At 42.4% G+C, this 18,772-nt stretch carries 20 protein-coding genes; 12 read left to right on the top strand and 8 right to left on the bottom strand.

Going from position 1 to position 18,772, the window contains the following annotated elements; genetic code table 11:
• Window positions 1-59 precede the first annotated feature (59 nt).
• Entirely contained in the window at window positions 60-419 is a 360-nt protein-coding gene (locus AAAH86_RS04795) for a four helix bundle protein (RefSeq protein WP_343486363.1), read from the top strand.
• A gap of 54 nt (window positions 420-473) precedes the next feature.
• Window positions 474-1,070 carry a bifunctional phosphoribosyl-AMP cyclohydrolase/phosphoribosyl-ATP diphosphatase HisIE gene (hisIE, locus tag AAAH86_RS04790; RefSeq protein ID WP_343486362.1) on the top strand — a complete coding sequence of 199 codons (597 nt, stop codon included), beginning with the start codon at window positions 474-476 and terminating at the stop codon, window positions 1,068-1,070.
• A 13-nt stretch (window positions 1,071-1,083) separates the two neighbouring features.
• On the opposite strand, the gene AAAH86_RS04785 is transcribed toward hisIE, so the two are convergent.
• The 5 genes from AAAH86_RS04785 to AAAH86_RS04765 form a co-directional block, all read right to left on the bottom strand.
• Window positions 1,084-1,224 (bottom strand): hypothetical protein, encoded by a 141-nt coding sequence (locus AAAH86_RS04785; RefSeq protein WP_343486361.1) that lies wholly within the window; start codon window positions 1,222-1,224, stop codon window positions 1,084-1,086.
• Window positions 1,224-1,889, bottom strand: a complete 666-nt coding sequence (locus AAAH86_RS04780; RefSeq protein ID WP_343486360.1) for a hypothetical protein — start codon at window positions 1,887-1,889, stop codon at window positions 1,224-1,226. Before AAAH86_RS04780 ends, AAAH86_RS04785 begins: the two co-directional genes overlap by 1 nt.
• A 94-nt stretch (window positions 1,890-1,983) precedes the next feature.
• Window positions 1,984-3,078, bottom strand: coding sequence for a hypothetical protein (locus tag AAAH86_RS04775; RefSeq protein ID WP_343486359.1), 1,095 nt, complete (start codon window positions 3,076-3,078; stop codon window positions 1,984-1,986).
• Entirely contained in the window at window positions 3,053-3,592 is a 540-nt protein-coding gene (locus tag AAAH86_RS04770) for a hypothetical protein (RefSeq protein ID WP_343486358.1), read from the bottom strand. The genes AAAH86_RS04775 and AAAH86_RS04770 overlap by 26 nt, the downstream gene beginning before the upstream one ends.
• Window positions 3,592-4,131, bottom strand: a complete 540-nt coding sequence (locus AAAH86_RS04765) for an RNA polymerase sigma factor (RefSeq protein WP_343486357.1) — start codon at window positions 4,129-4,131, stop codon at window positions 3,592-3,594. Before AAAH86_RS04765 ends, AAAH86_RS04770 begins: the two co-directional genes overlap by 1 nt.
• A 162-nt stretch (window positions 4,132-4,293) precedes the next feature.
• On the opposite strand from AAAH86_RS04765, the gene AAAH86_RS04760 reads away from it, so the two are divergent.
• Both AAAH86_RS04760 and AAAH86_RS04755 read left to right on the top strand, forming a co-directional pair.
• Entirely contained in the window at window positions 4,294-4,629 is a 336-nt protein-coding gene (locus tag AAAH86_RS04760) for a metalloregulator ArsR/SmtB family transcription factor (protein ID WP_343486356.1), read from the top strand.
• Between the two features lie 90 nt (window positions 4,630-4,719).
• The gene (locus AAAH86_RS04755; RefSeq protein ID WP_343486355.1) at window positions 4,720-5,595 is read left to right on the top strand and encodes a phosphatase PAP2 family protein; all 876 of its coding nucleotides are present in this window, start codon (window positions 4,720-4,722) and stop codon (window positions 5,593-5,595) included.
• 79 nt (window positions 5,596-5,674) lie between these two features.
• Here the strand turns inward: AAAH86_RS04755 and AAAH86_RS04750 are convergent, their stop codons facing one another.
• Window positions 5,675-6,568 carry a DUF4238 domain-containing protein gene (locus tag AAAH86_RS04750; protein WP_343486354.1) on the bottom strand — a complete coding sequence of 298 codons (894 nt, stop codon included), beginning with the start codon at window positions 6,566-6,568 and terminating at the stop codon, window positions 5,675-5,677.
• Window positions 6,569-6,725: 157 nt separating this feature from the next.
• Here AAAH86_RS04750 and AAAH86_RS04745 point away from each other — a divergent pair, with 157 nt between their 5' ends.
• From AAAH86_RS04745 to AAAH86_RS04735, 3 genes are all read left to right on the top strand, one after another.
• Window positions 6,726-9,131, top strand: coding sequence for a TonB-dependent receptor (locus AAAH86_RS04745; protein ID WP_343486353.1), 2,406 nt, complete (start codon window positions 6,726-6,728; stop codon window positions 9,129-9,131).
• A gap of 3 nt (window positions 9,132-9,134) precedes the next feature.
• Window positions 9,135-9,980, top strand: a complete 846-nt coding sequence (locus AAAH86_RS04740; RefSeq protein ID WP_343486352.1) for a DUF4249 domain-containing protein — start codon at window positions 9,135-9,137, stop codon at window positions 9,978-9,980.
• A gap of 493 nt (window positions 9,981-10,473) precedes the next feature.
• Entirely contained in the window at window positions 10,474-10,914 is a 441-nt protein-coding gene (locus tag AAAH86_RS04735; RefSeq protein ID WP_343486351.1) for a hypothetical protein, read from the top strand.
• Between the two features lie 193 nt (window positions 10,915-11,107).
• On the opposite strand, the gene AAAH86_RS04730 is transcribed toward AAAH86_RS04735, so the two are convergent.
• On the bottom strand, window positions 11,108-11,908 hold the full coding sequence (locus AAAH86_RS04730; protein WP_343486350.1) for a DUF1853 family protein: 801 nt from the start codon (window positions 11,906-11,908) through the stop codon (window positions 11,108-11,110).
• 271 nt (window positions 11,909-12,179) lie between these two features.
• Here AAAH86_RS04730 and AAAH86_RS04725 point away from each other — a divergent pair, with 271 nt between their 5' ends.
• Complete coding sequence (locus AAAH86_RS04725) at window positions 12,180-13,361, top strand: VWA domain-containing protein (protein ID WP_343486349.1); 1,182 nt, start codon at window positions 12,180-12,182, stop codon at window positions 13,359-13,361.
• Window positions 13,362-13,496: 135 nt separating this feature from the next.
• A complete protein-coding gene (locus AAAH86_RS04720) occupies window positions 13,497-14,960 on the top strand; it encodes a sigma 54-interacting transcriptional regulator (protein ID WP_343486348.1) in 1,464 nt (487 codons plus the stop codon).
• On the opposite strand, the gene AAAH86_RS04715 is transcribed toward AAAH86_RS04720, so the two are convergent.
• Complete coding sequence (locus tag AAAH86_RS04715; protein WP_343486347.1) at window positions 14,931-16,178, bottom strand: DUF418 domain-containing protein; 1,248 nt, start codon at window positions 16,176-16,178, stop codon at window positions 14,931-14,933. The genes AAAH86_RS04720 and AAAH86_RS04715 overlap by 30 nt on opposite strands.
• Window positions 16,179-16,246: 68 nt before the next feature.
• On the opposite strand from AAAH86_RS04715, the gene corA reads away from it, so the two are divergent.
• The 3 genes from corA to AAAH86_RS04700 all read left to right on the top strand — a co-directional run bounded on the left by corA (window position 16,247) and on the right by AAAH86_RS04700 (window position 18,708).
• Window positions 16,247-17,395 carry a magnesium/cobalt transporter CorA gene (gene corA / locus AAAH86_RS04710; RefSeq protein WP_343486346.1) on the top strand — a complete coding sequence of 383 codons (1,149 nt, stop codon included), beginning with the start codon at window positions 16,247-16,249 and terminating at the stop codon, window positions 17,393-17,395.
• Between the two features lie 190 nt (window positions 17,396-17,585).
• The gene (locus AAAH86_RS04705; protein WP_343486832.1) at window positions 17,586-18,089 is read left to right on the top strand and encodes a DNA starvation/stationary phase protection protein; all 504 of its coding nucleotides are present in this window, start codon (window positions 17,586-17,588) and stop codon (window positions 18,087-18,089) included.
• A gap of 85 nt (window positions 18,090-18,174) precedes the next feature.
• A complete protein-coding gene (locus tag AAAH86_RS04700; protein WP_343486345.1) occupies window positions 18,175-18,708 on the top strand; it encodes a hypothetical protein in 534 nt (177 codons plus the stop codon).
• Window positions 18,709-18,772 lie beyond the last annotated feature (64 nt).

Raw genomic sequence — 18,772 nt, 5'->3', positions numbered from 1 at the left:
GAACGTAGAACGTAAAATTTAGAATGCAGAGCATTGGAGATTAAATACTTGAGATTATCATGCAGGATTTAAAACTAAGAACCAAAAAATTTAATCTTGATTGTATTGCTTTTTGCAAAACGATACCTAAATCAAGGGAGTTTGACTCTTTGGTAAGACAACTAATTCGTTCATCAAGTTCAGTAGGGGCAAACTATAGGGCCGCCAATCCTGCTAAATCTGATAAAGATTTTATTAATAAGCTTAAGATTGTTGAGGAAGAAGCTGATGAAAGTATGTACTGGTTGGAAATTTTCAAAGAAATTTTATTTGTAAATGATGAGGAAAATGAACGATTAATTAAAGAGGCCAGTGAACTTGTTGCAATAACAGTTTCGTCGATTATGACGGTTAGAAAGAGGCTGAATAACAACCGATAAGATTAAGTCCATGAAAAATTCTACGCTCTAAACTCTAATTTCTAAATTTTAAAAATGAAAGTAGATTTTACCAAAAATGCCGATGGCTTGGTACCAGCAATAATCCAAGACGCCACAACAAAAAATGTCTTGATGTTGGGCTATATGAACGAAGAGGCGCTGCAAAAAACCCAAGACACCAAAAAGGTGACCTTCTTTAGTCGTAGCAAACAACGCCTATGGACAAAAGGGGAAGAGAGTGGCAACTTCTTGGAACTGGTCGACATCAAAAATGATTGTGACAGCGATACGCTCTTGATTCGGGCAAATCCGAAAGGCCCAACCTGCCATAAAGGCGATGACACCTGCTGGGGAGAGAAAAATGAACAATCCTACGGATTTTTGTCCAATTTGGAGGAAATCATTGCATCCCGTCAAGAAAAGCAAGAAGATGAAAAGAGCTATGTAGCCTCATTGTTCAGAAAGGGCATCAACAAAATTGCCCAAAAAGTGGGGGAAGAGGCGGTCGAAGTCGTTATTGAGGCCAAAGATGAGAATGATGAGTTGTTTTTAAATGAAAGTGCCGATCTATTGTTCCACCTTATGATTTTGTTGAAAGCCAAAGGATATGGACTGAATGATGTGGTGAAGACACTTGAATCGAGACATTAAAAAGAGGGCCACATCATTTTGATGCGGTCACAGAAATCCATTTAAATTTAATAGGAAACCAATCCTCACCTTCATTTTTGGTGAACACTTGTTCGTCTTTTGTATAAACTCGATTTGTCTCAATGTACTTCAGACAATTTTTGCTCTTTTCCATCAGTCCAACTGTTTTTTATAACGGTTTCGGCCCATATTGAAGATGCCAAGTTTTATGCCTATTTCTGCTGAGAAGCCATTGATTCTGTCAACAGGACTGTCCGTCAGTTCAATTTGGCTTGAAAAGCGATACTTTACTCCCGTTTCCAATTGCACAAATCGGTTGATATTGAACAAGGCACTTACACCCGGTTCCAAAACAAATACGGCATCGACATCATCATCGTTAATATCAACATCCACATCATTGCGAACGGCATCTCTATCGATATAACCCACGGCACCTGCCCCAATGAGTAGAGGAAAAGAGAGGCTTACCTTAGATTTTCCAAAAAGTATGGGTTCTAGGTGCAGCCCGCCATAGGCAGCGAATAAATCGTCATTTGTACCCGACCTTGGGTTAAAGATATCTTGCTCAGAGTATAAAAACTTACCGACAAATCCTATTTCCAATTGCCGATTTGCCACATAGGCGAGCTTTAATCCACCCATGTATGTATCTTGTCCATCGATTTCCCCGTATCCCATGGTAAACCCTAAATAGACACCATGTACGACATTTCTTCTGTCATTGAATAAGATGAACTCATCTTCATCATCTTGGGCCTTGAGCACTAGGGTAGATAGGAAAAGAAATAAAAGTAAAATTGATTTTTGATTGTTCATTTTGATAGGTTTTTTTGATTGATTTCCCGATGTACAGGTGGATTTTTTCTAAAGACAATTGAATTTCTAAAGGGTTGCATCTTTTTTGACTTTTTTAATCGTTTATTGTTACAATTCCCTTAAGCCCATTGATGGAAATGCTGCCTTGTTGCCCCCGACCATAACTGGCTTTGATTTCACGAAGCCTACGGCTTTTATCCAATACGGTGGAGTTTACGTTCTCGAAAGTCTTCGGCAATCGCACGACACCTTGCTCCAATGTCGCACTAAAACGATGTGAAAAATTGGAAACCGACAAGGTGATGTCCGAAGATTCTTGTTCTATGGAGATTTCCGCAGACGGATTTATAATGCGCTGTACTCGAAAATCAGCGATTTTTAGGGTTAAGTCCACATCTTGGGTTAAGCTATCCAGATTCAGCGTACTGAATTTTAGATTTCCGTAGAGAGTGCCCACTTCTGAGATGGCAATATCATCTTTGTTGGAATATATTTCAAGGGAATTGATGGCATTGATTTTCATTTCAGTACCATCGCCGTTCAAGCGCAGGCTTTTGGCGTTCTGCATGTCCAGCTCCCCATTTTTAAGGTTCAGACTGGCATAATTCAGGTTCCGCGCCCTGACCTTACCAAATTTTAGGATAATATCCGCTTTGTTCAAATCTTCGCCCAACCAAAGGTCACCATGTTCAATTAAAGTGTTCAATTCGCCGTTCCAATCCTCAATAAAGACATCGCCGAAGCGGTTGGTGACCTTAAGCTTCGCTTTTTTGGGTAAGAACACCTCATAATCTATCTGCACATGGCTGCGGTCGGAATCAATGGGATTGGTGCGGTTGAAGAAATCGGCGAACCATCCCGTATTCTTGTTGGCAATTTCAGAGATAATGGAAACATACCCACTGCTCGACTTGATATCGGGATTGATACGGCCCAACAAGTCTTTGGCATTATTCCGTTTGCGGTGGTTCACCTTGATTTCTATTTTGACGGAAACTTTGTTCTGTTCCCATCCCGTCAGAGTGATGTTGCCATATTTGTTTTCCAGTTGTAGCTCGCCATTATTGGTGAGTGGAAAACTCTTTTCAATGGTTTTGGATACCCTTTCCTGTGCGGTACCAACGTGTACCGTGCATAGCGCCACGGCCATCCACAGGATAATTTTATAACGTGTAACCATAATCTTCATCGGGTTTTTTAGCATCGTTTATCTGTTTCAATAAATTCTCAATGAGCTCAATACGCTTTTTGTAGTTCGCCACAATGGCCTCCAACACCCGCTCATTGTCAAGGTTCTTTCGCATTTCTTCGCGAAGGGTCTCGTATTCGGCATCGAGTTCATCCATAAAGGACAAAAACTCGGCTTTATCTTCTTCAGTGAGGTTCGGATTGCTCTGCACCAATTGTACTTGGTAGGAGACCAAATTTTGATAGTGCATATCGATTTCCAACAGTTCTTTGGAAACATATTGCGTCTCGGCCGTGCCGCCCCTATAAATGGAGAGGCCAATAAAACTGGCAATACCCAACAACAGCACCACACTGGCGGCAATGCGAAGCATCGGTTGTTTCCAAAGGGGGATAACTTTGGGCTCTTCTTTCTGTAACTCTGCCGAGATATTGGCCCACAGTTTGGCGCGGTCAGCCTTCTGCGTATCAAACTGGGCGGCATTCTCTCGAATATGTTTTTCAAAATTGTCCATTACAATTCGCTTATGATTTCCAATAATTTTTTCTTGGCACGATGGTATTGCGATTTTGAAGTACTGGTCGAAATGCCCAGTATTTCCGCAATCTCCACATGGTCGTACCCCTCAATCAGGTACAGGTTGATGATCTGTCGGTACCCATCGGGCAGTTGTGCAATGCCCGACTGTACTTTTTTAAGATCCACCGCTTCGGCCTCAACAGGTGCTTCATCAGCGAGATGAAACTCGTGTGCCTCCATCGGCACCACGGGCACCCGTTTGGCCTTAAGGTGGTTGATGCTCTTGTTGATGACAATGCGCTTGAGCCAAGCCCCAAAACTGCTTTCGTATTTAAAGCTGTGCAGTTTTTTAAAGGCATCGACAAAACTGTCTTGCACAATGTCTTCGGCATCTTCCTTATTGCCCAAAAACCGAAGCCCCACGTTGTACATGGCATCTACATACAGGCTGTACAGCTCGTATTGCGAACTGCTGTTGCCGGTTTTGCATTGCTCAACCAGGGTTTGATGTGTAAAGCGGATGTCGGTTTCCAAAAGGTTTCGGTTGATGCCTTATCTCTAATCAAAGACAAGCACAAAAGTAAAGGGTTGCACTAAAGGGAAAAAAAGTTTGAAGTGGGAAGTATGAAGTACGAGGCACTGTCAAAGGACGAACGAGAAATCTAAGAATCGTACATTTGTAATAAACGATTTAAGATGCGCATACGTACCGAAATCTCCAGCAAATACATCAACGATATGGATTTTGAGGTGGCCAAAATTGCGGACGCCCTGGCCCATCCGGTACGTGTGGGCTTGGTGCGTTACCTATCGGAAAAGAACAATGGGCGGGGAGTGGACAATGTGACCTGTAACAAAGATTTGGTGGAGCTATTCGATTATTCACAGTCCACCATCTCACAACATGTCAAAATTTTAAAGGAAGCAGGACTCTTTCTTACCGAACAGCACGATAAGTTTACCCATTACGAATTGAACTACGACCTGTTACAAAAGTTTGCAGCAACCGTGGGTTCATTGAACGGCTCATAATGATTTCCTAAAATGTTTTACGGGATTCATTTCATTTATTAGATTCGTATATCGTAAATAGACGATTTAAAGAATTAAAAGACTGATTTCATGCAAAAAACACTCCTTCTTTTAACACTTGTAGCGACTGGTTATAGCTATGCCCAATCCCTGCATCCTCTGGAACCCGCCAAAAACCATTATGCTGAACTGCAAAAACTCGATGCTCAGCCCAACCCACAGCGTAGTGAGCTTGACGCGCTTTCTTTTACGCCCGACCAATACAATTCGGTGGCCTTGTCGTACACCCTGATGGCCCCGGCCTATTTGACTCAAGTTCAAATAGAGGAACTAAAAAATGAAATGGCTTTTCCCGCGAACAGTTCTGACCAGACTCGAGCCGAGCTGGACTTTCTATTGGAATGGCAGCAAAAGCGTACCCCCGAACAAGTACATCGTACCTCAAAAGTTTTAGCACCCATCGGCTATTGGCCCCACATGAACGTCAAAAAAGACCATGAACGGTATGAAAAAAATGTGAAGGATTTAATGTTCGAGGGTAGGGAGATGTTGGGCGTACACTGCACTGAAGAAAATTACCCTGCTACCTTTAAGTTGTTGCAAGGGGTGACCAAAGACATGCGCATTATGGAGTTTACCGTAAAATATCATTTATTGCGTGCCCGCCCCTATGTGTTGGAACCCAAACTACAACCCCTGGCCATCATGGGTTCGCCCTCCTTTGCCAGCGGACATACCCTTTGGGCCTATATCCAGGCCTTTGTATGGAGTGAATTGCTGCCCGAAAAACGGCAACAGTTTTTGGATTTAGCCTATGAGATAGGGGAGTCACGTGAAATTATGGGCATTCATTATCCCAGTGATGAAGAGGCGGCCCGGGTATTGGCGCATGACATGCTTACTGCCATGTGGACCAACCCCAAGTTTCGGGAAGACATAAGGGCAGCAAAGGTGGAGTGGGAGTAGAATTAGAACAACAGCAAAAGTAAAGGTTGCATGAAGATTGATGCTTTAAAATCTAGTAAAAAAACTTTTATAAGATTTATTAGTTGTTTTCGAAAATTCTGAATATGAGTTCCTTTAACTTGATAATTTTTTCTTTGGAATCGTATTTTGAAGCAATATTAGCAATCATAGACAAGTAGGATGAATCAGGGCTACAGACTAATTTATTTGATTGTAGAAAAATTAAAATGTCAACTTTTATTCGATTTTCAGCAGAAATTGATTTTAATTCCTTTCCAAAGTAGTGATAGAAAGTTACTCCTTTTGATAAAGGAAAAATAAATTCCGATTCATATACCGCTGAAACCCTTTCATTCTTTAGTAGAAAAGGATTATCACCAAGTAAATGGAGTTGAACCTCGCTTGCAGCATGATAAACTTTACAGAATTGAGAAAATTTTACTATGTCTAATTTCAAATAATCGGTGATTCCCTTCCAACTTTTGATAGCTTGTGTGAATGCAGGCTCTTGTCGGAATCTCTTTAAAATCTCTTTCTTTTTATGTTCTGGAATTTCAGAACCATCTTTATTTCGAATTTGAAAGGCAAAATCTTCAAAAGTTGATTTTTGAACTAGTTCTGTAATCTTTTCATCGTTTAAGGGCAAACTATTAAATAATATGCCTAAATAATGAATCAAATGAAAATGATCAAAATATGGGTTTTCAGGATTTTTTTCTTTTGAAATAATTCGATGGTATGCTGGTGCAAAGCGACTTTCAATTTTTGAAAATAGCTCTTCTATGAAATCTGTTTCTTTCCCATTAACAAAAAATAGATTTCTATTCCATTCGTAAAAAACTTGCTTTGGGTATTTTCTACTTGGATTCAGTAAATTTTTTTGACGATCGAAAACTGCTAACTTTCCGTCATCTCCTGCAAATCCTTGTATTAAAAACTTTGGTATATAGTGATGCCTTCTTGAAATTGACAAAACATAATTATTAGCGCTTCAACAAAGCTAATATTTAGGTGATAATTCACGGTATTTCAAAATCCTTATTCTAATAATAACTTCCGACATGCAACCCTTCCTTTTTTGATTTGTCTCTGGTGATATAAACAATTTTACAACCATCAAAAATCAAAAAATGAACAAAAAGAAAGCTGTGAGCCCGGCAATCAAAACCACGGTTTGGTTGCTTTGGGCTTATTTTTTGGGCTGTATGCTGGCCATGGGCCAGACCAGCCACACCATCAGCGGTACCATTACCGACAAAAGTAATGGCGAGACCCTTTTTGGGGCCTCCGTATTCCTCACGGGCACCACCATTGGCGGGGTCACCAACGAATATGGGTTTTATTCCATCACCGCCCCAGAAGGGGAGTATGTGCTCAATATCTCCTACATGGGTTTCAATGATGTCAACATCAAAATCAACTTGAACCAAGACATCAAGCGAGATGTGGAAATCGCTGAGTTCTCCACGGAACTTCAAGAGGTTGTGGTCACGGCCGACGAACCCGAACGGGCCATCCTTCGCAAACCTGAGATGAGTGTCGTAAAGATGAACGTGGGTACCATCAAACAGACCCCTGTGGTCTTGGGTGAGGTAGATGTGCTAAAGAGTCTACAGCTTTTGCCCGGGGTCACGAACAACGGCGAGGGTACCGGTGGCTTTCATGTGCGTGGCGGTGCACAGGACCAAAACTTGGTCTTGCTTGATGAGGCCATTATCTACAACACCTCGCACATGTTTGGCTTCTTTTCGGTATTCAATGCCGATGCCATCAAAGATGTAAAGCTCTACAAAGGGGGCATTCCAGCCCGCTTCGGGGGTCGGGTTTCGTCGGTATTGGACATCCGCCAGAAAGACGGGAACAGCAAAAACTTTGCCCTAACGGGCGGTATTGGAATCATCTCAAGTCGCTTGACGGCAGAAGGTCCTGTTTTTGGTGACAAAGGTTCCTTTTTGGTCGCAGGCCGACGCTCCTATGTGGATTTGATACTCAAAGCAGCGAGAGAAAACAATAGCGTTACCTTCTATGACCTAAACCTAAAGACTAACTACAGCATCAACCGCAACAACAAACTGTTCTTGTCAGGCTACTTTGGTCGCGATGCCTTTGACTTTGGGGGCCTTTTTGACAACAGCTACGGCAATGCCTCGGGCAACCTGCGTTGGAACCATATTTTTAACGACCGCTTGTTCTCTAACCTTTCGGCCATTGCGAGCCGTTACGATTACGATTTGAGGTTTGACCAAGATGAGTTTGAATGGGTATCGTCCATCACCAATTACAACCTGAAATACGATTTGAAATATTACCTGAACGATACCTTTTCATTGGATTTTGGTGCGAACGGAATCTATTACGATTTTGATCCGGGGCAGGTACGGCCCACGGCACCGACCTCACCGGTAAATCCCTTGTCGTTGGACCAGAAAAGAGCGCTTGAAAGTGGGCTTTACATAAATGCGGAGCACAAGCTCACTGATAAGTTGACCGCGCAGTATGGCCTTCGTTATAGTGCCTTTTCACGATTGGGCGGGCAACCGATTACCGAATATGTCAATGGGCAACCTGTGGTTTATAATGCCGATTTGGGCATCTACGAGCGTGGGGAGGCCATCGGGGAAACCGATTTCGCAAAAAGTGAGGCCATTGAAACCTTTGGCAACTTCGAGCCTCGGGTTTCATTGGCCTATCTCTTGAATGAGGATTCTTCGATAAAGGCGGGATTTTCAAGAGCGGCACAATACATCCATCTGTTGAGCAACACTTCATCGGTCACCCCCTTGGATGTGTGGACGCCCAGTGGGCCGTTCATCAAACCGCAATTGTCGAACCAGTACGCCTTGGGGTATTTCCGGAACTTTTTGGACAAGGAATATTCCTTGGAAGTCGAGGCCTATTACAAAACGGTGGACAACCGCATCGATTACATCGACGGGTCGGAATTGATTGGCCAGAACACCATCGAAACAGAAATCTTGAACGGTGAAATGCGGGCCTATGGGTTGGAACTCTTGCTTCGCAAGAACGAGGGTGATTTAACGGGATGGATTGCCTATACGCTTTCAAAATCCGAACAACGTACTTTGGGAGGCAGTGCAGGCGGGCCCGGCATCAATAATGGGGATTGGTACAATGCCTTTTTTGACCGAACCCACGATGTTTCTATCTCCGGTTCCTACAAATGGGATGACCAATGGAGCTTTGGTGCCAATTTGGTCTTCCAGACCGGTAGGCCGGTTACCTATCCCAATGGGCAGTATCAATATGAAGACTTGTCCATTGCGAGCTACGCTCCCAGAAATTCGGATCGTTTGCCCGCCTACCATCGTGTGGATGCGTCGGTGACCTTCAAACCCAGAAAATATCAGAACAAACGCTTTAAGGGAGAATGGGTGTTGAGTGTCTATAACCTGTACCACAGGAAGAATGCGGCTTCCATTTCGTTTGGCCAAAATCTGGAAACGGGGGCTAATGAAGCCACCCGAACCGCCATTTTCGGTATCGTACCTTCTCTAACCTACAATTTTAAATTTTAAGACATGAAAACACTAACAAGAATAACAATAGTATTGTTTATCGCCTATTTTGCGTCTTGCACCGATGTGGTCGATGTTGAAGTGCAGAACGGCCCTGAACGTTTGGTGGTGGAAGCCTCCATCGATTGGGAAAAGGGCACCAATGGCCGCGTGCAGACCATCCGCTTACGAAAATCCACACCTTTCTTTGATGAAGACAACATCATTGACGTGACTGGGGCTTTGGTTACGGTCACCAATGATTCAAGCGGGGAAACCTACGACTTTGTTGACCAAAACAACGGTGAATATCGTACCACCAGTTTTGAACCTGTAATGGGGCAATCGTATTCCCTTCGTATCGAATACAATGGAGAAGTGTACACTGCACAAGAGACCATGACCCCTGTTACTGACATTACCGATGTTTTTCAAGACCGGGAAGATGGTTTTGATGAAGAACTGTTGGAGGTTCACATCGTTTTCACCGACCCCGAGACGGAAGGGGACAATTACCTTTTTAAATTTCAACGTCAAGGGGATTTATTGCCCGATTTGGAATATGCCGAAGATGAATTTGTGAACGGCAATGAAATTGATTGGTGGTACGAAATTGAGGATGAAGAAGATATTCCCCCTTTTGAGGCAGGTGATGTGGTGGATATTGAGATGTATGGGATTTCCCGAGCGTATTATGACTATATCAAAATTTTGATTGACCAATTGGGTGGCGTGGGCATCTTTGAAACCACTCCCGTATCGGTAAAGGGCAACGTCATCAATGAAACCAATCCGGATAATTATGCCTTTGGGTATTTTCGATTGACCGAGGTGGTCAGGACGAGCTACATTTTTGTGGAAGACGAGTGAGGTACACGAGGGACGAATTTAGAAGTACGAATGTAGAAGTGCGAATGTAGAGTGTATTACTTGAACTACTCTAAATTCTAAACTTTACATTCTAAATTCATTTGGTTTGATGTGTGAAGGTGTCGGGTTGCTAGCGCTCGGCACTTTTTTTGGTTAATGATTAAATGTTATTGGTTAAATGGATCATATACAGTGTTCTTGAAATAATGGCTCCTTCCCCTAACCAGGGGAAGGTGGCTTATCCGCCAGAGGCGGAAAAGACGGAAGAAAATTTCTTAGAACAAGGCATTTTATTGGGATTCCCCCCTTGAGGGGGCTTAGGGGGGTGTAGAAAAACACCCCTGCTTATTTCGCAACGCTAAATTGCGCTGTCCCCTCCAGGGGACAATTAATAACTTGTGTTAAAGTATTCTCAAAACTTCATCCACCTACCTAAGCTATGCAACCCTATAAATCCACAGTTGTCTTTGAACTGAACATAAAAACAAATTACATGAAACGAATAGTATGTACCGTAATGTTGGGTTTGGTAACCCTTTTTGGCGCAAACGCGCAGGAGTATAAAATAATCACGAGCGTAGAATCCATTGTGCCCAGCGGATTGGGCCGTTCACGAATCATCAACGTCCAAGAAGACAAGGATTACCAAGAATACACCAGTGTACAGACGGATGAAGACAATACCCGCAATAAGTCCAGCCGCAGTGATATTCGGGTCAAGAATTTCGAGGAAACCAAATTGTTGAACTTCTTTAATCTGGGGGGTATCCGCTTTCAGAACATCGCGGCCAATGACGCCCTGATTACTTCTAAAATCAATACCATGATTGCTGAAGGATGGGAATTGGCCTTTGTGACGAGTGCGGTCGAAAGTGCCGGTGGAAAAGGGGATGCCAATGGCATTTTCATTACACGCTATATTTTCAAGCGTTAGGTCGATTTGTAGGTTGCTAGTGAAGGCCTTCCATCCCGACAGCTATCGGGAGGAGGCTTTTTTTATGTAAAGTGATTGATTCTTCTCTACGTAAGAATAGATACTAAAAAGCTGCCTCCCCTAACCAGGGGAAGGTGGCTTATTCGCCTATGGCTAATAAGACGGAAGGGTGGTTGGATTTATTTTCCTTTTATTACCACCACACTACAAAAAGCTTTTCTATTTCTCCCGATGGTCGTTTCATCCAAAGCATCGGAGCGTTCTCTTTGACCATTCTCAGGTTGACTTCCATTAGGGTTTCAAAGTGGTTCATCCAAATTACGTTGGAGTGGGGAGTGAGCACCCATTCCAGTTTTCTGGGGATGTAGTATCGGGCTTCTTTAAAATCTTTGGAGTTAAAATCATCAAAGCGAATCCATTTCCCTGAAATACAGTCGCTATTCAGGGGGCGAATGGAAGTCTGCCCATAAAAAGGCTCGAAAAGCTGCGCCTTAAAACAGCATTGTTGCTCAATTTCCACGGGATTGATGTCATGGGCTTCCCAATATGGTATGAGACTGTGATGATGGAGCAGGGGCAACTGTTTTTCTTTGAGCTTGTCCAGTTTGGTATGGAACATATCCCTTTTATTGGGGCCCATCAAACGATAGATAGGTTCTGAAATCTCAGGATTAATGATATAGAACTTATAGGCCAGCTCTACGTGAAGGTATTTTTTCGTTTTCAAATCCTTCAGAATAAAATCCAGTTCCCCAACACGGGCTTTCCCCTCTTCAATCAATAGGTTGCTCAACACCACATCATATTCTTGCGACTCTGAGATGAGATGTTTGAACACGTACTCCATCTGATGCCCCAGCCGAAGATTGGTCGGTAACTCGAATGAATCCACGGATGCCAAATCCATGTCAGGAAACACAAACTGTTGCAGTCCGAACTGTTGGTTTTTCCAAAGGGGAGGAGTGGAAAGAAATCCTTCCAAAATTGACTTCATCCACTAAAAATAGGAAATACGAAATCAGAAATATAAATTTTAAGTGCTAGGTACAAGGTTAGAAGTACAAGGTAAAAGTTACGAGGAAAAAAGTATTCTGTAGTAAAACCTAAACCTCAAACTTCAAAAGTCAGCATTGTGCACCGAGCATCTAGCATCTGCATCTGTTGTACTTCCCACTTCTAACTTCGTATTTCGCACTTCCAACTTTAGATGCGTTAACTTTTCTTAAAAGATTTTTTCGCTTCAGAGAATGCCGTAACTTTAACAGATGGCTATGGAAAAAAGAAAAGGATTTCGTTTCACTACCTATGAAGCGCCTGACCAAACTCCTTTCGAGAAGCTTTTTGAGATTTTTCAAGAACTCATTACCCACACTTCAGGGGATTTTGATGAGGCCATCGATTGGTTGCGCGAATTGGATAAGGAGTACGAACTTACGGATGATGACTATACCATTGACGATTTTATCGAGGATTTAAAGAACAAAGGCTACATACGCGAAGAGTTTGACCCCGACAGTTATCAAGAAGCGTTGAACGAAATGGGGGAAGCAGAAGAGGATGGTGAAGATGGCGAGGGAAAAAAGGGTAAGATTAGCATCACGGCCAAATTGGAGCAGCTGCTCCGTAAACGTGCGCTGGACCAAATCTTTGGAAAGTTAAAACGCAGCGGTTCAGGCAACCATAAAACCGGAAAATTGGGGCAAGGTGATGAGCATTCCGGTGAGTTTCGAGAATACCGATTTGGAGATGCTTTGGATCGAATTTCAATGACGGAAAGCCTTAAAAATGCACAGGTCAATCACGGCATCGGCAACTTTATGTTGAATGAGGGTGATTTGGTCGTTGAGGATACGGAATACAAAGCCCAAATGAGCACGGTGCTGATGATTGATATCAGTCATAGCATGATTCTCTACGGTGAAGACCGCATCACGCCTGCGAAAAAAGTGGCGATGGCCTTGGCGGAACTGATTACGACACGATACCCGAAGGACACCCTGGACATTTTGGTGTTCGGCAATGATGCTTGGCCCATACCCATCAAGGAGTTACCGTATTTGAAGGTTGGGCCGTATCACACCAACACGGTGGCCGGATTGCAGCTCGCAATGGATATGTTACGCCGCAAGCGTAACACCAACAAACAGATTTTTATGATTACGGATGGAAAGCCAAGCTGTTTACGTTTGTCCAACGGCGATTATTACAAGAACAGCGTGGGATTGGATGATTACATTGTTGAGAAATGTTACGCCATGGCGCAGCAGGCGAGGAAATTGCACATTCCTATCACGACCTTTATGATTGCCCAAGACCCCTATCTGATGCAGTTTGTACGGGAATTTACCCAAGCTAACAAGGGGAAGGCGTTTTATACGGGCTTAAAAGGACTGGGTGAAATGATATTTGAAGATTACGAAAACAACAGAAGAAAAAGAATTAAATAAAGTACGAAGTTAGAAGTACAAAGTACGATTTTAGAATTCAAAATATAATGAATCTATTGCCCCCTTCTTGTCTCCGACGAGCGAGTTTAGGAGCGAGAGGAAGACACAAATTTAGGGGTGTAAAAACATATTGAATTGGACATTAAAAACATCAAAACACTGGGCGACCTCAAAAAGGCAGGCTACGAATCGAAAAGCATCAAAGACGAGCTTCGTGACAACCTCATTTGCAAATTGAAGAAGAAAGAACAGGTGTTCGAAGGCGTTTGGGGCTATGAAAATTCCGTAATTCCCGAATTGGAACGGGCCATTCTTTCACGCCATAATATCAACCTTTTAGGACTACGTGGCCAAGCCAAGACCCGATTGGCCCGGTTGATGGTCAACTTGTTGGATGAGTACATTCCCGTAGTGGAAGGTTCTGAAATCAATGATGACCCGTTTCATCCCATTTCACGATATGCGGTAAATTTGATTGCTGAAAAGGGCGGTGAAACTCCTATTACGTGGTTGCCCCGTGACGAACGATTTTCCGAAAAACTTGCCACACCCGATGTGACCGTTGCGGATTTAATTGGAGACGTGGATCCCATCAAAGCGGCCAATTTGAAATTGAGCTATGCCGATGACAGGGTAATCCATTTCGGAATGATTCCACGTGCGAACCGTTCCATTTTCGTTATCAATGAATTGCCTGACCTTCAAGCAAGAATTCAAGTATCACTATTTAACATACTACAAGAGGGTGACATACAGATTCGTGGATTTAAATTACGATTGCCATTGGACATCCAGTTTATCTTCACGGCAAATCCAGAAGATTACACGAACCGCGGTAGCATTGTCACGCCGCTAAAGGATCGAATTGGCTCACAGATTTTGACCCACTATCCTGAAGATATAGAAACTGCAAAACAGATTACGGCTCAAGAAGCAGCTTTGGTTGAGGGTCAAAAAGAATCCATTTATGTGCCTGAACTGGCAAAAGACCTGTTGGAACAAATCAGTTTTGAAGCTCGAAACAGCGAATATGTGGATGCCAAAAGTGGAGTAAGTGCCCGAATGAGCATCACTGCGTTGGAAAACCTGTTGAGCTCCGCGGAGCGACGCGCCTTGTTGACAGGTGATGGCGACACTACAGTACGTTTGACCGACTTCATGGGCGTAGTGCCCTCAATCACGGGAAAAATAGAACTCGTTTATGAAGGCGAGCAAGAGGGAGCAGGCTCCGTGGCTGAGATTTTAATTGAAGATTCGGTAAAATCGCTGTTTCCGAAATACTTTCCAGACATTCCGAAACTGGAGCGCAAAGATGCGGAAACTTCTTACGATGAATTAGTAAATTGGTTTTTCAGTGAAGAAGGCTTTGAACTGTTGGATGACATTCCCGATAAAGACTATCAAAAGAAATTGGATTCCATTGCCCCTTTGAATAGACTGATTGCCGAGCATCAACCCGAAATTTCAGAGAAAGACACCTACTTTTTAAAGGAATTATTGCTTTGGGGGTTGGCAGCCCATAAAAAGTTGAGCAAACACCGTATCACTTCAGGGTATCAGTTCAAGGATTTATACGGCAGCTACATCAGTAGGCTTTGATTTTTTCATTGGGAACCATTTAAAGAAAGTAGCGCTGCGCCAGAGCCATTCCAACGGGCCATATTTGAAATGGTCTAGCCAGATTTTGCTGAACCACATTTGTAATGCGATGAAGGCAATGGCAATCAAAAAGGTGTACAATTGGCGTAGTTCACCAATCAGTCCAAGACCCCATCCAAACAACATAAAGGTGAACAGGACGCTTTGAAAAACATAGTTGGTCAGGGCCATACGGCCATAAGGAGCGAACTTATCCAATCGCTGTTCCCATTTCGCTTTTCTGAAAAGCATTGTAAAAAGCGCAATATAGATAAGGGTCATGGCAAAGTTGGCCAAATCCATTGCAGTAAGCCCTATCATGGCATTCCAGCTGTTGAAGTTGAAATTCTCACCCATGCTTGCGAAGGCAGTAGCCATGATTCCAAAGAAAACCACCAATGCTACAGAAGCATAAATAAGCACCTTTTTGGTGAGTTTCTTTTCTTCCTTGAATCGCTTAAAGAAACCAGACCTGCCCACATAAAGGCCAATGAGAAAGAAAGCGAACGTAAAGTATCCCCTTCCAAAGATGCCATATTGAAATTCGGCCTTATCCACATGGCCCTGTGTTGCGTTGGTCGCAAAAACTTCGGCTAGGGTTCCGTTTTTCAAGGTATCGTAATAGGTCAACACTTTTGGGGAACTTGGATCCATCTCAACGGGACCGAAAACACCTTCCCCATTTGTAACGTAAAAGACAATAAATCTTGCCAATCCGAAAAACAGTACTGCGGCAATGCCCAAAATCCATTTGTTGTTGACCCTGTAGAACGGTATCAAAAAGATGCCCAGAAAGGCGTAAACGGTAAGGATGTCACCTCGGTAAAACAAGTGATGGACGTAACCAATGGCAAACAGCAGTAACAAACGCCAGAGAAAGCGCCAACCATAATAACCGCCCCTATTATCTCCATTATCCATTTGAATGAAAAAACTGAGTCCGAACAAGAACGAAAACAGAGCAATGAATTTTCCCCTTAGAAAGATGCCTATAAATCCATCGACAATATTATCGGCGACCCCTTGATGAACGGCTTCATTGAAGTTGGCAGGTGGTACGGAACCAATATAGTTTTCGACCACATGGCAGATGACGATTCCGGCCAATGCAAAACCCCGAAGGGCATCGATAATGGTTATTCTTTTGTTGGTAACAGCTGTTGTTAAGGACGCTTTCATGATGGTTCTGGTTGAAAAGGTACGTTTATCTGACAGCTTTGGCCTTGGATTGTTACAAAAAATGGTAAATGCCCAAGCAGGCGGACAATTATTTGCTATTTTCAATGGCAATTTACAGTAGCTGGGCAACCATGAAAAAAAACAACTTAAGACCAAAGGCCAAGAAAGTTCACAGGGCCCAAAAGACAATGGGGCAAGCTCCGGGAACCATTACCTATCTCGGTAAACGTGAGGGATTGAAAACCGTGGTGAACGTTTTGGAGTATAACGAAACCACTTTTGAGCACCACAAACCGGGTACTTTGAAACAAGTCGTGGAGCACATGGATCCGCCATTGATTTCATGGATAGATATCGTGGGTTTAAGCGATGAGGATTTTATAGGAAAGCTCGGAAAACATTTTGAACTGAACCCTTTGGTCATGGAAGACACGGTCAATACACACCAAAGACCGAAAATTGATGAATATGACAATTACATTTTCGGGGTGTTGAAAATGTTGTATTTGAACGATGAAAAAAAACTGGTTTGGGAGCATGTTGCGCTGGTGTTGATGAAAAATTGCGTTCTAGTGTTCCAAGAACTGGAAGACGACGTGTTCAGTGGGGTACGTGAACGCATCCAAAACAAATACGGAAGAATACGATTACGTGGCAGTGATTATCTTTTCTTTGCCCTTATCGATGCCATCGTTGACCACTATTTTATCATTTTGGAATATTTAAGTGATCAAATTGAATTTTTGGAAGAAGAGGTGTATAAAAACCCCACAGAGAATACAGCCAAAGAGATTCAATTGCTCAAAAAACAAGTATTAAAAGTTCGCCGATGGGTGTCACCCGTAAGGGAACTCGTCAATAAACTCATAGATTCAGAGCACCCGCTTATTACAAATGACACCAAATTGTTTTTAAGGGATGCCCAAGATCATTGTATTGAAATCAACGAGAGCCTACAGATTTACCGTGAAATGTCGATGAGCCTCATGGAAATGTACATGACCAATATGAGCAACAAGATGAACGAAGTGATGAAAGTACTGACCGTGATGGCCTCTATCTTTATTCCCCTTACTTTTTTCGCCGGTATTTACGGGATGAATTTTGAGCACATGCCTGAACTGCAATGGAAATACAGCTATTTTGTGCTATGGGGATTCTTCGTGCTTATCTTTCTGGGGATGTTAATTTTCTTTAAAAAGAAGGGTTGGCTTTAACATTCATTATGTTAAGGTTTTTTGATTTCCGTTAAATCCCGTTAAATCGCTTGACAAAATTGCCCCCACCTTTATATTGAAAGTGTTGGTTTTGCTATCATCTACAGCAATTATGGCGTCCGCCAAATGCGATATTTACCTTTATCACTACCAACGTTAACTGAAATTTTAACGACAAAAACACATAATGATGAACTATTTGAATATGAATGAAAAAGAAGTGTTGCCTGTGGTGATGGAATTGAACACCCTATTGGCCGATTACCATCTCTACTATCAGAAGCTTCGAAATTTTCACTGGAATATTTTAGGAAAAAACTTTTTCGACCTGCACGAGAAATTCGAGGAGCTCTATTCTGATGCCAGAATAAAGATTGATGAAATTGCAGAACGTATTTTGACCCTGCGCTATCATCCTGTAAGCAACTACAGCGAGTATTTGAGCATGTCGAACATCGATGAAAGTACCAAAGTATTGAAAGACACCCAAATGGTATCTGAAATACTGAAAGACCACAGCTCTTTGATAAAACAAATGAACAAAGTGGTCAAATCAGCAGATGAAATCGATGATGAGGGCACCATAGATTTAATCGGGGCCTATATCAGAGAATTGGAAAAAAGTAGTTGGATGTTAGATGCTTGGAACAAAGAAAGCAGTGAAAAATTGAACGTTTCTAAGCAAACGAGTTGATAATTAAATCGTTAGAGCAAATACAACTGCTTTTTTAAAAGTACTTTTACTACACAATTATTAACAACATTAAATAAGATATAAAATGAAAAATTTTAAAATAACAATCACCGCTTTGGCATTGCTATTTACTGTGACTACCGTTGCGCAAGACATGACCAAGAATGAAACAGCCAAAGAAGTCACGAAGAAGACGTATACTTTTTATGAGGACGGAGAAAAAATCACGAACTCAGTAAAAATAACCAAGACTGAAAAACAGGCTGTGATGACGGAGGAAGAAGACAAAAATAGAGTGGATCAAACTAGGGTCATACCTCCAACGACTGTGATAAAAACAGTAGAAATTGATAACGATAGTGATGAGGCTTATGATGAGGTCATTGAATTCAGTTACATCACAGAAGCGGATACCGATTTTACATTGGTATCAGATAAAGATAACCTCATGGTGGCCGTTGAAGATGGCGAAAACCTCACCATTATGAAAAACATGACTATAGCTAAAGACAACTTGAACAACCCCAAAAAGGCCTATGTTTTCACAGAAGATGATGGTAAGAAAGTTGAATTTTATGTAAAGTCATTCAATAAGCAGAATAACAAGAACATCAAATAATCAGGCCATTGACCATGTATAAAAAGGAGTGCTATGCACTCCTTTTTTATTATTAATCACGGTG

Source organism: Allomuricauda sp. d1, from assembly GCF_039592695.1.
Classification (GTDB): domain Bacteria; phylum Bacteroidota; class Bacteroidia; order Flavobacteriales; family Flavobacteriaceae; genus Flagellimonas_A.
The sequence above is the reverse complement of the archived record's forward strand: the minus strand, read 5'-3'. Positions and strand labels throughout refer to the sequence as shown.